We start from the raw sequence: 14,124 nt of genomic DNA, 5'->3' as shown, positions 1-14,124 counted from the left end.
GGTCATCAGTGTATGAACTCTTTAAATTTATAGACAGCCATTATTGCGTCTTATTAGGTTGCGGTTTGAAGAGTAAAATCATTTGAGAAAAATCTTTTTTTGTATTTTCTTTTCTTTAAAAGAGGGTGGAACAAAATTTTTTCCTTTTGTTCTAGCCCTCATTTTATGTACGGGTGACAAAACTGTTAGTAGAAAATTAGGGTTTATTTACGAATTTAGTTTCTTTTCGAGCTTGTTTTGATTACAATAGCAGTACAAAAATGATGAATATGTGGAATTTTGGAGGCATTAAATAGAATGAAGAATTTTTTTAAGCAACCTAATGTGCAATACTGGGGGAAGTTCTTTTTAAAGACCGTATTCTATTTTGGAATACTTCTCATGTTGATTTATTTATACCATTACAAAAATATTGATGGTGGCTCATTTATTTACAATGAGTTTTAGGGAGGAAATACTTCATGACGATTTTAAATATTATTGAAACAATCGATCGTTGGGGGATGAAGGAGCCAAACCGCCCCGTTTATATTGAAAACAATCGAACGTATACTTACGGAGAATTGAAGGAAGACTCCGATGCAATTGCTGCATATTTACAAAAAAACATAGAACGATCTCGACCAGTAGTCGTTTACGGTGAATTAGAATATGAAATGGTCGCGTGTTTTTTAGGGGCGTCAAAAGCTGGTCACGCCTATATCCCAATTGAAGCACATACACCAAAGGAAAGAGTTGAAATGATACTGGATGTCGCAGATCCTGCAGTGATCTTTTCTGTTAGAGAATGGCCTAAGGTGGAGACGAATGCTGAAATCATTTCGTTAGAACAACTTCACACTATTTACGCTAAGACGTGGACGCTTGAATCAGCTCTAAAACCAGTGCTGGAAACAGAAACCTATTATATTATTTTTACCTCTGGCACAACAGGTGTCCCAAAAGGCGTCCAAATTAGCCATATGAACCTTTTAAGTTTTGTGAATTGGGAACTGACTGATTTTGGCATCACTGAAGGGATGCGCTTTTTATCACAGGCACCTTACTCATTTGATTTATCTGTAATGGATTTATATCCTGCCTTGACTTCTGGCGGTTCGTTGACGCCGATGGGAAAAGAAATTATCAACGACTTTAAGCAATTGTTTACTGTATTGCCGACTTTAGAAATCGAAGTTTGGGTTTCGACACCATCGTTTGTAGATATTTGTTTGATGGAACCGACATTTGATGGAGGACATGTTGATAGTTTGAAGCTATTTCTGTTTTGCGGAGAAGAGTTGCCTAAAGCAACGGCTCAGAAATTATTGGAACGTTTCCCTAAAGCACATATTTTTAATACGTATGGACCAACAGAAGCCACTGTTGCTATCTCTAGTGTAAAGATCACACAAGAACTTTTGAACGAATATAATCGTGTACCAATCGGCCATGTAAAAGAGGATACGACTGTTTATATCATGGATGGGAAAAAGGAAGTTTCTGCTGGAGAAGTAGGCGAAATCGTGATCGCAGGGCCAAGCGTTTCTAAAGGGTATTTGCATAATCCAGAAAAAACGGCAGATGCTTTTTTTGAGTATCAAGGTCAATCAGCGTATCGTACGGGTGATGCTGGAAAATTACAAGAAGGTATGTTGATTTATGATGGACGGATCGATTTTCAAGTGAAACTACATGGCTATCGCATCGAACTTGAAGATATCGATCATCATTTGGCGAGTGTGTCTTATGTGAAACAGGCAGCAGTCGTGGCAAAATACCAAAATCATAAAGTTCAGCAACTAGTCGCTTTTGTAGTTGCCCATCCACATGAGTTTGAAAAGGAATTTAAGCTAACAAAAGCCATCAAAGCAGAATTAAGTTTATCTGTAATGGATTACATGATTCCACAGAAATTTATTTACGTAGAACAATTGCCACTGACAGCTAATGGAAAGATCGACCGCAAAGGATTGACAAATGAGGTGAACGCAACATGATCGACTTTCCCCATATGATTCCTTATGCGAATCCAATTTATTTTATTTACTTACTGATCGCTCTAGCACCAATGATTCTCACCTTATTGATCAAAGGAAAACGCTGGGCATGGTATCAAGTGTTGATCACGTTATTATTTTTATATATGAGTTTTGGCGGTGAGGACTGGAAACAAGGCGTAGCGTTGATCGTTTATGTTATTTGGCAGACGATTCTAGTCTGGTTTTACTTTCATTATCGTCAAAAGAAAAATGCAAGTCTAATTTTTTATTTAGCTGTATTTTTAGCCATTTTGCCGCTGACCTTAGTAAAAGTTGTACCTTTTGTTTCAGGTCATGCGTCACTTTTAGGCTTTTTAGGAATTTCTTATCTAACGTTTAAATCGGTACAAATCATTATGGAAATGCGTGATGGTTCGATCAAAGAATATAATATTTTTCGTTATATTGAATTCCTATTATTCTTTCCAACAATTTCGTCGGGTCCAATCGACCGCTACCGACGTTTTGAAAAAGATGTGGAAAATCCGCCGACACCTGAAAAATATGTCGACTTTCTAGGAAAAGGAATTCATAATTTTTTTCTAGGATTTTTATATAAATTTATTATTGGCTATTATTTTGGCCAAGTATTGATGCCAGTTGTAGCGAAGATGGCTATAAAGACAGGTGGTTTCTCTTGGGAATTAGTTGCTTATATGTATATTTACAGCATGTATTTGTTTTTTGATTTTGCTGGTTACAGTTTGTTTGCAGTTGGTACAAGTTATTTGATGGGGTACGATACACCCATTAACTTTAACAAACCTTTCTTGAGTTGGAATATCAAGGAATTTTGGAATCGTTGGCATATGACTTTATCTTTTTGGTTCCGCGATTATGTGTATATGCGCTTAATGTTTACTTTGATCAAGAAAAAAGTCTTTAAAAGTAGAATCGTTGCTTCAAATGTTGGTTATTTTGCCTTATTCTTGTTAATGGGTGTCTGGCATGGGCTAACATGGTATTATCTGGCTTACGGATTATACCATGCCGCACTGATTTGTTTGACAGATGCGTGGCTGCGTTTTAAAAAGAAACATAAGAAACAGATTCCTTCGAATAAATTCACCCATGCGTTTGCGATTTTCTTAACGTTTAATGCAGTTTGCTTTAGTTTCTTGATTTTTTCAGGATTTTTAGATACATTATTCTTTAAATAAAAACAAAATAACTTACAGTTAACAGCTGTACAATGAAGGAGAATAACACATGAATATAGAAGAAACAGTTTTAGATATTTTAGAAGAAATTGCGGGAACAGATGAAGTAAAAGAAAATAGAGAGGTTGATTTATTTGAAGAAGGGTTGATGGATTCGCTGGCAACAGTTCAGCTGTTAGTTGAAATCGATGGACAATTAGGTGTACAAGTACCAGTTTCAGAATTTGACCGCGATTTGTGGAACACCCCTAATAAAGTTATCGAACAAGTGAAAGCATTACAATAATGAGCATGAAGAAAAAAATCTTTGGAATCTTTGGGCCAATCTTGATTTCTGCGGTTCTGTTAGTCATTTTTTTCTTTGCACCGTTTAAAATTGATATGGGGAGTAAACGTGTTTTATCGAATGCTTCCACTTCTATGGCAACGAATGTATTAAGAGGAAATGCAATCAAAAATAAGGCAATAGGTTCAAAGGATTATATTCCATTCTTTGGCTCATCTGAATTGAGTCGGATTAGTCCGTTTCATCCTTCTGTTTTAGCAGAAAAATATGATCGGAATTATCGCCCGTTTTTATTAGGTGCTCCTGGTACACAATCTTTAACACAGGCGTTGATGATGCAATCCATGGGGGAGAACCTTTCGCATAAAAAAGTAGTTTTTATTCTCTCACCTCAGTGGTTTGTGAAAGACGGCGTAACCAATGATTACTTCAATGCCTATTATTCTGAGTTACAAACCTATCAGTGGGTCAGTGATTTGAAAAAGATAACGATAGATGATATTTATCTAGCTAAGCGCTTAAAGGATTTTCCAAAAGTAAAAGAAGATAAACGTTTAGATAGTGCTTTAAACGATATTATCTCAGAACGATTACCAAGTAAATCAGACAAGCAGTACATTGATTTGATGATCAATATGTTTTCCCATGAAGATGAATTATTTGGAAAAATTGGTATGGTAAGCAAAGATAAAGCGATTGAAAAAGCTGAACAAAAATTACCTAATGAATATAATATTAATGAATTAGACCACTTAGCGACAGAGATTGGTCAAAAGGCTACTAGTAATAATTCTTTTGAAATTTCTAATTCCTTTTATAATAAACGACTAAAAAAGAAATTAAATCATTTAGAAAATTCACAGGTGAAATATGATTATCGTTTCTCGCCTGAGTTCTCAGATTTACAACTAGTGTTAAGCCAGTTGGCTCAGGAGAATGCTGAAGTATTGTTTATTATCCCACCCGTGAACAAGCATTGGTCGGATTTTACAGGACTTTCTCAAGAAATGTTGCAAGAATTCGCAAAAAAGGTCAAATATCAATTGACTAGTCAAGGATTCACCAATATTGCAGATTTTACTAAAGATTGTGATACGCAATATTTTATGGCAGATACGATTCATTTAGGTTGGCGTGGTTGGCTCGCTGCGGATCAACGAATTCAACCTTTTCTTGAAAAAGAGTCAGCTAAAAAACCAAGTTATCAGCTCGATCCATCATATTATTCAAAAGAATGGCAACTAAAAGAACCTTCAAAGATAAAATAATTAAAAGCAAGGTTGGGACAGGAGTGTTTAATCCCGAGAAATAAGAAGGGATTGCTTCTGCTCCCACCGTTTATACGGATTCCTTGAGTCTTATTTAAATTAAATTTTTAGTAGTGTTGGTAATGTTTTTCATGGTTACTAATAGTTTGGTTCCTGTAATCAGTCTGGTTGAACCGTTAATATCAGAGGGAACGTCTGAAACTTCAATTGGAAAAAAATAGAGAAAAGATAATTTTTTAGTGAAAGCCAAATAGTGATAGAAGCTCCTCAGTTGGAGGCTGTTTCTATCACTTTTTTCATTATTCAGTTAGTTTTTCAAGAATGGTAAGAAGTGATATAATACGATTAATGATAATTGAGTCGGACCAAGGCTGAACGAGCTCGTTCAACTTTTAAATTTAGGAGGGAATATTTTGGATCAAAAAGAAGAACGTTTATTAATAGACTTGACCACTGCTAAAGGAGTACCAGGCAACGAAGAAGAAGTCAGAGAGCTATTTAAAAAATATGCTGAACCTTTTGCAGATAAAATCATGTATGATGGTTTAGGCAGTATCATTGCAAAACGTGTCGGTGATAAAGAAGGACCAAAAATTTTCTTCTCAGGACATTTAGATGAAGTTGGTTTTATGGTGACTCAAATCACAGAACAAGGGTTTATTAAATTCCAAACACTGGGTGGCTGGTGGGGACAAGTAATGCTGGCACAACAAGTTCAAATCAAAACAGGCAAAGGAGATTTATTTCATGGTGTGATCGGCTCCAAACCACCACATGTTTTGACAGCAGAAGCGAGAAAACAACCTTATGATGTTGCAGATATGTTTATCGATATTGGTGCATCTAGTGACAAACAAGTCGCAGAGTGGGGCATCAAACCAGGAGATATGATCACGCCTTACATTGAATATCGTCGGATGAATGGGACCAAGTTTATCTTAGCCAAAGCATGGGACAATCGTATTGGTACGGCGGTATCACTAAGAGTATTGGAAAATCTAGCCGCACAAGGACATCCGAACATCTTATTTGCAGGAAGTGATGTACAAGAAGAAGTTGGTTTACGCGGTGCACAAACAAGTACGCATTTAGTTGACCCAGATATTGCCTTTGCACTTGATACTGGAACAGCAGGGGACACGCCAGGCATGACGCCTAAAGAAGCAGACTCTGAATTAGGAAAAGGCCCACAAATCTTGATTTTCGATGCGTCGATGATTCCACATAAAAAATTACGCGATTTTGTGATCCAAGTGGCACAAGAAAATAATATTCCGTTCCAATACACTGTCATTACAGGTGGTGGTACCGATGCGGGTAGAATGCATCTAACTAAAAATGGCGTACCATCATTAGCAATCACAGTTCCAGTTCGTTATTTACATTCTCACACATCAATAATCCATGAAGACGATTATTTAAATACCGTCAAATTAGTAACAGAAGTAGTGAAACGACTAGATAAAGAAACTGTAGATAAGCTTCGCAGTTATTAAACTAAAAAGGGGAATTTTCACATGAAGAGTCAAATTACAAATGCAATGCATCGAGAGCAAGCTCGAATATCATTAAAAGATCAATGGGGAACGATGGCCTGGATTACCTTTTTAGCTGCCTTTATTCGTTTTATGATTGGTTCAGTAGTTGGCGGTATTGCCAATCTACCGAAAGAGAGTGCTGGAAGTAATGTTATGTCATTTTTGCTAAATAACTTTCTCTTTTTTGCGATTACCTATGGTACTTATTATTGTGCGTTACAAGTATTACGTGGTAAAAAAGTTCAGTCGGGCATGTTAACAACTATTTTTCAAGGCAAGTTTTATCTTCCAATGTTGCTGATCAATCTTATCCAATACCTTGTTGAATTAGTGATGAATTTAATTTTGTTATTACCAGTCCTTATCTTCTCAGGAGTCACACTGTATTTTGGCTTGATGTTTAACACCGTTTCTGTTGATCACATTCAATCTGAAATGGGTGGAGATATCTTTTTGGGTTTACTGCTAATTGGTTTTGGATTTTTAATGATTTTAATTGGGGTCTTTATTAGTGGGGTCTTCCAATTTGCTATTTGGGTAAAAATGGATGATCCAGAGCTATCTGTCGGGGATACTCTTAAATACGCATTATTCTTGATGAAAGGCCGTTTTGGTCAATATTTACTTTTACAAATTTCTTTTATCGGCTGGTTCATTATCGGTGCTTTAGTTTTTGGAATCGGTTTGTTTTGGGTGTTTCCTTATCATGACGTTGCTATCGCAAGTTTTTACGATACAGCTCGTGAAGAAAAAGGGGCACCGGCAGTTGTAGAATAAGTATTTAGTAACTTATCGATAATTGAAAAATATATCTTTAGTAGATTAAAATAGCAAACGACCGTTGGTTCAACAGCTTTAGTCTAAGTGCTTTGTAAGAAAGTAAAGAGGTTGGGACAGGAGTGTTTAATCCCGAGAAATAAGAAGGAATTACTTCTGCTCGCACCGTTTATACGAATTCCTTGAGTCTGAGAGATAATGATGTGACCCCCAAAAGTTGTACGTGAAAAATACAATTTTTGGAGGTTATTTTTTATGAGTTATTATGAGGTAGAATTCAAATTAAAGCTAGTGAAAGAGTACCTAGAAGGCCCTCTGGGCGGACGAGCCTTGGCTAAAAAATACGGACTCCCATCAAATGCCTTAATTTACAATTGGAAACACTCCTATCAATTATTTGGGAAAGAAGGGCTCAAAAGACGCCGTTCGCTGACAAAATATACTAGTGAATTTAAGCGAGATGTATTACACTTTATAGAAACGACAGATGCTTCTTTCGGTGAAGTAGCAAGACAATTCAAGCTACCTAATGGGTCGATGATTTCTCGTTGGCAAAGGAAATACATCGCTGGTGGTCAAACTGCTCTGTCCAATCAAAAAGGGAGACCCAAAAAAAGGATGAACAAACCAACAAAAAAACAGCAAGAAACAAGCAAACTATCTCGTGAAAAGGAATTAGAGCGTGAGAATGAACGTTTGCGAATCGAGGTCGAGTATTTAAAAAAGCTACGGACTTTCCAACAGACTATTATGGCGAAGCGAAAAGACGAGTTCAAACCAGAATAGCCATAGAACTTATTGGAAAGTATCGTCAAGATCATGTATTACAAGCGATTAAGCTACCGCGTTCTACCTTCAATTACTGGAAAAAGATAATGAGCGAAGAAAAAATGACTCACATAGAGAAATTGATTCAAACAATTTTTGAAGAGAATGATCGCAATTATGGCTATCGTCGAATCAAGTTGGCTTTAGTGAATAGGGGCTATCAAATCAATCATAAGAAAATCAGACGAATTATGAAGAAATATAACTTAGTATGTATAAGCTTTACACGTCGTTCAAGAAGGTATCGATCTTACAAAGGTTTGGTGGGAACCTTGGCTAAAAACAAGGTGAATCGCCGCTTCTTTAGCACGATTCCAAAACAAAAAATCTTTACAGATATTTCAGAATTCCACTATACTGAACGAAATTCCGAAGGAATTAAACTAAAAAGAAAAGCCTATCTCAGTCCTTTTCTTGATGGTTTTAATGGAGAAATCATTGCCTATCAATTTCAGCAAAAACCAACGTTGGATTGCGTATTGATTCCTTTAAAAACAACCATTAAAGAAAGTAAAAAGACCAACGTTCGAACAACAATCCATTCCGATCAAGGGTGGCATTACCAAAATCAACAGTATGTTAGACAATTGAAGCAAGCAAAGTTATACCAGAGTATGTCACGAAAAGGAAATTGTTTGGACAATGCATTAATGGAAAATTTCTTTGGTCTAATGAAACAAGAAATGTATTATGGCCGTAGTTTTTCTAGCTTTGAGGAATTAAAACGAGCAGTTACAAATTATATTGATTATTACAATCATCATCGGATAAAAGCAAAATTGACTGGTATGAGTCCGGTTCAATACCGAATTCATACCAGTCGAATGACAGGTTAATCTACGTACAACTTTTAGGGCGCACATCATAACTCGTAGAGTTATGTCCCAGACTCTTTTTTTGATTTATCATGTTTGTTTCTGTCAATGATTTCCTTTTTTGTGTTACCATTAGGTGAAGACGAATCAAGGAGGTAGATGAAATTGAAAATAACCATTTTGGGCTGCTTAGGCGCTTATCCGTATAAAGGAGAAGGAACCAGTTCTTACCTGATAGAATCAGACGATTTTAAGCTGTTGTTAGATGCTGGAAGCACAACCTTAGTCAATTTAGAGGAGCATCTTGATCCCTTAAAGCTAGATGCCGTGATTTTGTCCCATTATCATTACGATCATATTGCTGATCTTGGTGTGCTGCAGTATTACCGTCAATTATATCCAGTGATGGAACCAACACCTATATTGCCAATTTATGGACATACAGATGACGCTGTTCATTTTGAATCGTTGAATATGTCTGGGGTATCAAAAGCCGTCCCTTATTTTGAAGCAGAGGAATTAAAATTAGGCCCCTTTCTCATAACCTTCATGAAAACCATTCATCCAGTTCCTTGTTATGCGATGCGTTTTGTAGAGGAAAAAACAGGTAAAGTGTTTGTTTTCACTGGTGATTCGGGCTATTTGGAAAGTTTTGTTGATTTTGCGAAAGATGCAGATGTTTTTTTAGCAGATACTTATTTGTTTGAAGGAAACGAACACCACCATGCTCACTTTACTGCCAAAGAGTCTGGAGAAATCGCCAAAGCAGCACATGTCCAAAATCTTATTCTGACCCATTTACCGCAACATGGTTCATTAGAAGAACTAAGAAGACAAGCTGAAAATGCCGCTGGTAGCCATGTGTCCGTTAGTTTAGCAAAGAAAAATTTAGTGATTAAAATTTAAGGAGTGGTAAACATGATTTTTGTCCCAAATGAAAATAATGATCCAAGAATCAACTTAGCAATTGAAACGTATTTATTAAAAGAAAAATCTTTAGATGAACCGATTCTCCTATTCTATATTAATGATCCCTCCATTATTATTGGACGCAACCAAAATACGATTGCTGAGATCAACAAAGAATATGTAGATGAACATGGCATTCATGTTGTTCGCCGTTTAAGTGGTGGTGGAGCTGTTTATCATGATCATGGAAACTTGAACTTTAGTTTTATCATGCCAGATGATGGAAATTCTTTCCGTGATTTTGCAAAAGTGACTCAACCAATTATTCAAGCACTCCATGAGCTAGGTGTTTCGGGTGCTGAATTAAAAGGGCGCAACGATTTAGTTATTGATGGAATGAAGTTCTCTGGAAATGCGATGTATGCAACGGCAGGGAGAATGTTTGCGCATGGTACTTTGATGTTTGATAGTGATATCAATGAGGTAGTGAACACATTAAAAGTTCGCAAAGATAAAATAGAATCAAAAGGGATTAAATCTGTCCGTTCTCGAGTGACAAACATCAAACCGTTTTTACCAGCGGATAAGCAAGAAATGACGACAGAAGAGTTTCGTGAAGATATTTTATTGAAAATATTTGGTGTAAACGCCGTTGATCAAGTAAAAACATACGAATTAACGGATGAAGACTGGGAAAAAATCAACAAAATTTCCGATGAATACTATCGTAATTGGGATTGGAATTATGGCAAGTCACCAGCGTTTAACTTAGAACGTCATCAGCGTTTTCCGATTGGTTCCATCGATGCTCAGATGAATGTAGAAGAGGGAATAATCAAAGAAATCAAAATCTTTGGCGATTTCTTTGGACTCGGTGAAATCAAAGATGTAGAAGATATTTTGACTGGTACAAAATATGAAAAATCAGCAATCGAAGCAACAGTTGATCAGATTGATATCAAAAAATATTTTGGTAACATTGAAAAAGAAGACTTGGTAAACTTATTATATTAAACGAAAGAATAGTGAAAAGCGCGCATTGCTTGTTTTTATTTAAAAACAAGCAATGCGCGCTTCTATTTTTACCTCACTCATTCAGATTATAAGGCACTAGGATAGGATGTTTCGTTTTATCTCATTTATTTAGATTTTTTCCTAAAAAATCTAAATAATTTACATTATCAATTGATAAGGATATACTTAAAAAAACGAGTTGGTGGTGTATAATAGTGAAAAAAGTTATAGTAATTGGTGCAGGAGCTGCAGGATTAGCAGCAGCTATTCGTCTGCAACACGAAGGGTATAATGTTCATTTGTACGAGAAAAATGAACAAGTCGGTGGTAAAATGTACCAAATAAAAGAACAAGGATTTACTTTTGACGTAGGTCCGACCATCGTAATGATGCCTGAAATTTATCGTGAAGTTTTTGAACAATGTGGGAAAGACCCAGATCAATATATACCGATGAAAAAAGTTGATCCCATGTTATCCTTGAACTTTCCAAATGAAGAAACGTTGAACATGTCTTCGGATCTAGTGTCTTTAACGTCACTTTTAGAAGGTATTTCAGAAGAGGATATGCAAGGATATCTAGAATATTTAGCAAGTATTTATAAACGGTATCAAATAGCGAAAAAGGCTTTCATCATGAAATCATTTCGTTCTTTTTGGGATTTTTATAATCCGAGATCATTGATTGATGGGTTTAGATTACACACATTTAATGATGCCTATAGTTCTATTTCAAAATTTGTAAAAGACGAAAGATTACGGAAAGCATTAGCCTTCCAAACTCTTTACATAGGGGTTTCTCCTTATAATGGTCCTTCTCTTTATACAATTATTCCTATGATTGAACTAATTTATGGCATCTGGTTTATTGAAGGTGGGATGTATACCTTGGCTACAGGAATGGTCAAAGCTTTTGAAGAGCTTGGTGGTACGATACACCTTAATACACCTGTTAAAGAAATCATCATAGAAAATAAACAAGCAACAGGAATCAGGACAGAAGAGGGCATTATCCCGAGTGATTACGTCGTGTGTAATGCTGATTTTCCTTATGCAATGAAGTCATTGTTACCAGATGAAAAGACTAGAGGAAAATATACCGATAAAAAAATTGATAAGTTGGATTATTCCTGTTCATGTTTCATTCTTTATCTTGGTCTGGATAAAAAATATCCAGTGGATTCACTTCATACGATTCGATTTGCTGAAGATTTTGAAAAAAATATTAATGATATTTTTGAAGATGGAAAATTACCAAATGACCCTTCATTTTATATTTATGTTCCGTCTTCAATCGATGAAAGTTTAGCGCCAGAAGGGCATGAAGGTGTTTATATTTTGGTGCCTGTTCCTGAACTCTCACAAGGAGTGGATTGGAACGAATCAACAACGCAGGCATTTCGACAAAACGTTCTCGATTTAGTCAAAAAAGAAACTATTTTCTCTGATATAGAAGAACATATCGTTTATGAATCTGTCTATACACCTAAAGAGTTCAAGCAAAATTTTAATGCTTATAATGGTGCAACGTTCGGACTGAAACCGACCTTAAAACAAAGTAACTATTATCGTCCTCATAATAAATTCGATTATGCAGATAACCTTTATTTTTGCGGTAGTAGTACACATCCAGGGGCGGGAGTTCCGATTGTTTTAACAAGCGCTAAGTTAGCTGCGGAGGAGTTGTTGAAAGATGATAAAAAGAAAAGATGACGTAACGAAACTATTTTCAATGTACGAATCAGATTTCGCTTTGTGTGAGGAAACGATTCGCAAACATTCAAAAAGTTTTTATAAAGCCTTTTCTAAACTTCCAAAGCAAAAAGCACTAAGTATTTTTGCTATTTATTCTTTTTGTCGTGAAGCAGATGATAGCATTGATGTATTCCGTGATGTGGATCGTTTAAACAAATTAAAACGTGAATTAGATGACTTTTTAGCAGGGAAAATTCCAGATCGTTATTTTTGGAGAGCCTTAGTGCCAGTATTCGAAACCTATGAAATGAATCAACAGTCTTTTTATGATATGTTATTGGGGCAAGAGATGGATTGGACGTTTCAACAACCTGAAACACAGACTGAATTAGAAGAATATTCTTACTATGTCGCAGGATCAGTCGGATTGATGTTGTTGCCAATTCTTTCTGATCGTCCTGATGAAATAAGAAGCCAAGCAATCCAATTAGGTGAAGCCATGCAAATCACGAATATTTTAAGAGATATCGGAGAAGACTACAATAATCAGCGAATCTATCTTCCAAAGGAAATCATGGAAAGATTTGATGTTTCACTTGATTCGTTGGAAAAAGGCATCATCAATGATTCTTTTATAGAATTATGGGAATACGAGGCAACAAGAGCTGAGCAACTATACTCAAAAGCCCAAACAATGCTAGCTTCTATCCACAAAGATTGTCAAGAAGCGCTGTTACTATCTATCTATTTTTACAAAGGTATTTTAAATTCAGTTAGGCAAAGCAACTATCAATGTTTTAATAAGAGAAACTTCGTGAAGAAAAGTCAGCAACTTGAATTGTACCAAAAAGCAAAAAACTATTTGAAAACATTATAGGATAATGGATACCCTTTAAATGTTTTATGATTGCTTTTAGTTTAAGTCTAGTAAAATCGTAGTAGATTAAAAAGAATGCATCGTTGTTAAAAGACATGAACGAAACTATTTTCTCAAAACAGCTAAAAAAGGCTATTAACCGAAAATGATTTCTGCTATATTACTAGTAGTGAAAACTAGAAATGATTGACTTTTGGAAGGATGAATAACGTGCGCAACGAAATGATGCATCGACCAGTTGTGAAACCAGAACTTGTTGAATTTATGCGAAATAAACAAAAAAAAATCCAAGGTGAACTTGGTGTAATCGAAGAAGAAGCTCACGAAGCGGGAGTACCGATCATTCCCCATGAAACAGTAGTGTTCTTACAATTTTTCTTAGGTCAAATCAAACCTAAGAACATTTTAGAAATAGGGACAGCAATCGGCTTTTCTTCTAGCCTTATGGCGCAATGTGTTGGGGAAGACGGACATGTTACGACGATCGATCGATTTGATGTAATGATCAGAAAAGCGAAAGTAACGTATGAACGCCTAGGATTGACCGATAAAGTGACGTTGTTAGAAGGACAAGCGGCGGAAATTTTGCCGACACTAAGTGGTCCTTATGACTTTATTTTTATGGACAGTGCAAAATCTAAATATATCGAATTTTTACCAGAATGCTTACGCTTATTACCCGTTGGCGGTGTGTTGATGGTGGATGATGTTTTCCAAGCAGGCACGATTTTAGACCCAATCGAAGAAATTCCACGTAGCCAAAGAACGATTCATAGAAAATTGAATCAATTTTTAGAGACAGTTATGACCCATCCAGATTTGACCTCAACATTATTGCCGTTAGGTGATGGCGTGATCATGATCACAAAAGAAAGAGAACTAACTGAATAACGAATAGACAACTTGGGTCAGGATTTAATTATTTTGATCTGAGTTT

13 protein-coding genes and 1 pseudogene are annotated in these 14,124 nt (G+C 36.0%); all 14 read left to right on the top strand.

What is annotated here, in order from left to right:
• Window positions 1-297 precede the first annotated feature (297 nt).
• The 14 genes and pseudogenes from IGJ55_RS12385 (at window position 298) to IGJ55_RS12320 (ending at window position 14,078) form a co-directional block, all read left to right on the top strand.
• On the top strand, window positions 298-447 hold the full coding sequence (locus IGJ55_RS12385) for a teichoic acid D-Ala incorporation-associated protein DltX (protein WP_069640962.1): 150 nt from the start codon (window positions 298-300) through the stop codon (window positions 445-447).
• Window positions 448-461: 14 nt separating this feature from the next.
• Window positions 462-1,979 (top strand): D-alanine--poly(phosphoribitol) ligase subunit DltA, encoded by a 1,518-nt coding sequence (gene dltA, locus IGJ55_RS12380; RefSeq protein ID WP_430606584.1) that lies wholly within the window; start codon window positions 462-464, stop codon window positions 1,977-1,979.
• On the top strand, window positions 1,976-3,181 hold the full coding sequence (dltB, locus tag IGJ55_RS12375; protein WP_069640964.1) for a D-alanyl-lipoteichoic acid biosynthesis protein DltB: 1,206 nt from the start codon (window positions 1,976-1,978) through the stop codon (window positions 3,179-3,181). Before dltA ends, dltB begins: the two co-directional genes overlap by 4 nt.
• A gap of 49 nt (window positions 3,182-3,230) precedes the next feature.
• A complete protein-coding gene (gene dltC / locus IGJ55_RS12370; RefSeq protein WP_069640965.1) occupies window positions 3,231-3,467 on the top strand; it encodes a D-alanine--poly(phosphoribitol) ligase subunit DltC in 237 nt (78 codons plus the stop codon).
• The gene (gene dltD, locus IGJ55_RS12365; protein ID WP_429948984.1) at window positions 3,467-4,735 is read left to right on the top strand and encodes a D-alanyl-lipoteichoic acid biosynthesis protein DltD; all 1,269 of its coding nucleotides are present in this window, start codon (window positions 3,467-3,469) and stop codon (window positions 4,733-4,735) included. Before dltC ends, dltD begins: the two co-directional genes overlap by 1 nt.
• A 413-nt stretch (window positions 4,736-5,148) precedes the next feature.
• Window positions 5,149-6,231: a M42 family metallopeptidase gene (locus tag IGJ55_RS12360; protein ID WP_429948986.1), complete on the top strand. Its 1,083-nt coding sequence runs from the start codon at window positions 5,149-5,151 to the stop codon at window positions 6,229-6,231.
• A gap of 21 nt (window positions 6,232-6,252) precedes the next feature.
• The gene (locus IGJ55_RS12355) at window positions 6,253-7,050 is read left to right on the top strand and encodes a DUF975 family protein (protein ID WP_429948987.1); all 798 of its coding nucleotides are present in this window, start codon (window positions 6,253-6,255) and stop codon (window positions 7,048-7,050) included.
• 255 nt (window positions 7,051-7,305) lie between these two features.
• The gene (locus IGJ55_RS12350) at window positions 7,306-7,836 is read left to right on the top strand and encodes a helix-turn-helix domain-containing protein (protein WP_429948989.1); all 531 of its coding nucleotides are present in this window, start codon (window positions 7,306-7,308) and stop codon (window positions 7,834-7,836) included.
• Window positions 7,824-8,714: pseudogene (locus tag IGJ55_RS12345) on the top strand (IS3 family transposase); the annotation flags it as partial. The gene IGJ55_RS12350 and the pseudogene IGJ55_RS12345, both read left to right, overlap by 13 nt.
• Window positions 8,715-8,858: 144 nt before the next feature.
• The gene (locus IGJ55_RS12340) at window positions 8,859-9,599 is read left to right on the top strand and encodes an MBL fold metallo-hydrolase (RefSeq protein ID WP_069641071.1); all 741 of its coding nucleotides are present in this window, start codon (window positions 8,859-8,861) and stop codon (window positions 9,597-9,599) included.
• Between the two features lie 12 nt (window positions 9,600-9,611).
• Window positions 9,612-10,616, top strand: coding sequence for a lipoate--protein ligase (locus IGJ55_RS12335; protein ID WP_430606582.1), 1,005 nt, complete (start codon window positions 9,612-9,614; stop codon window positions 10,614-10,616).
• Between the two features lie 215 nt (window positions 10,617-10,831).
• A complete protein-coding gene (locus IGJ55_RS12330; RefSeq protein ID WP_430606581.1) occupies window positions 10,832-12,328 on the top strand; it encodes a phytoene desaturase family protein in 1,497 nt (498 codons plus the stop codon).
• Window positions 12,309-13,187, top strand: a complete 879-nt coding sequence (locus tag IGJ55_RS12325) for a phytoene/squalene synthase family protein (RefSeq protein ID WP_430606580.1) — start codon at window positions 12,309-12,311, stop codon at window positions 13,185-13,187. The genes IGJ55_RS12330 and IGJ55_RS12325 overlap by 20 nt, the downstream gene beginning before the upstream one ends.
• Before the next feature lie 210 nt (window positions 13,188-13,397).
• Window positions 13,398-14,078 (top strand): O-methyltransferase, encoded by a 681-nt coding sequence (locus IGJ55_RS12320; protein ID WP_430606579.1) that lies wholly within the window; start codon window positions 13,398-13,400, stop codon window positions 14,076-14,078.
• Window positions 14,079-14,124 lie beyond the last annotated feature (46 nt).

Origin of the sequence: Enterococcus sp. AZ170 (assembly GCF_050545135.1) — a bacterium.
Classification (GTDB): domain Bacteria; phylum Bacillota; class Bacilli; order Lactobacillales; family Enterococcaceae; genus Enterococcus_L; species Enterococcus_L ureilyticus.
The sequence above is the reverse complement of the archived record's forward strand: the minus strand, read 5'-3'. Positions and strand labels throughout refer to the sequence as shown.

Excerpts from the sequence above, each read along its gene's own strand:
- dltC (WP_069640965.1), top strand. The coding sequence starts at position 3,231 with ATGAATATAGAAGAAACAGTTTTAGATATTTTAGAAGAAATTGCGGGA.
- dltD (WP_429948984.1), top strand. The coding sequence starts at position 3,467 with ATGAGCATGAAGAAAAAAATCTTTGGAATCTTTGGGCCAATCTTGATT.
- IGJ55_RS12355 (WP_429948987.1), top strand. The coding sequence starts at position 6,253 with ATGAAGAGTCAAATTACAAATGCAATGCATCGAGAGCAAGCTCGAATA.
- IGJ55_RS12335 (WP_430606582.1), top strand. The coding sequence starts at position 9,612 with ATGATTTTTGTCCCAAATGAAAATAATGATCCAAGAATCAACTTAGCA.
- IGJ55_RS12385 (WP_069640962.1), top strand. The coding sequence starts at position 298 with ATGAAGAATTTTTTTAAGCAACCTAATGTGCAATACTGGGGGAAGTTC.
- IGJ55_RS12325 (WP_430606580.1), top strand. The coding sequence starts at position 12,309 with ATGATAAAAAGAAAAGATGACGTAACGAAACTATTTTCAATGTACGAA.
- IGJ55_RS12350 (WP_429948989.1), top strand. The coding sequence starts at position 7,306 with ATGAGTTATTATGAGGTAGAATTCAAATTAAAGCTAGTGAAAGAGTAC.
- dltB (WP_069640964.1), top strand. The coding sequence starts at position 1,976 with ATGATCGACTTTCCCCATATGATTCCTTATGCGAATCCAATTTATTTT.
- dltA (WP_430606584.1), top strand. The coding sequence starts at position 462 with ATGACGATTTTAAATATTATTGAAACAATCGATCGTTGGGGGATGAAG.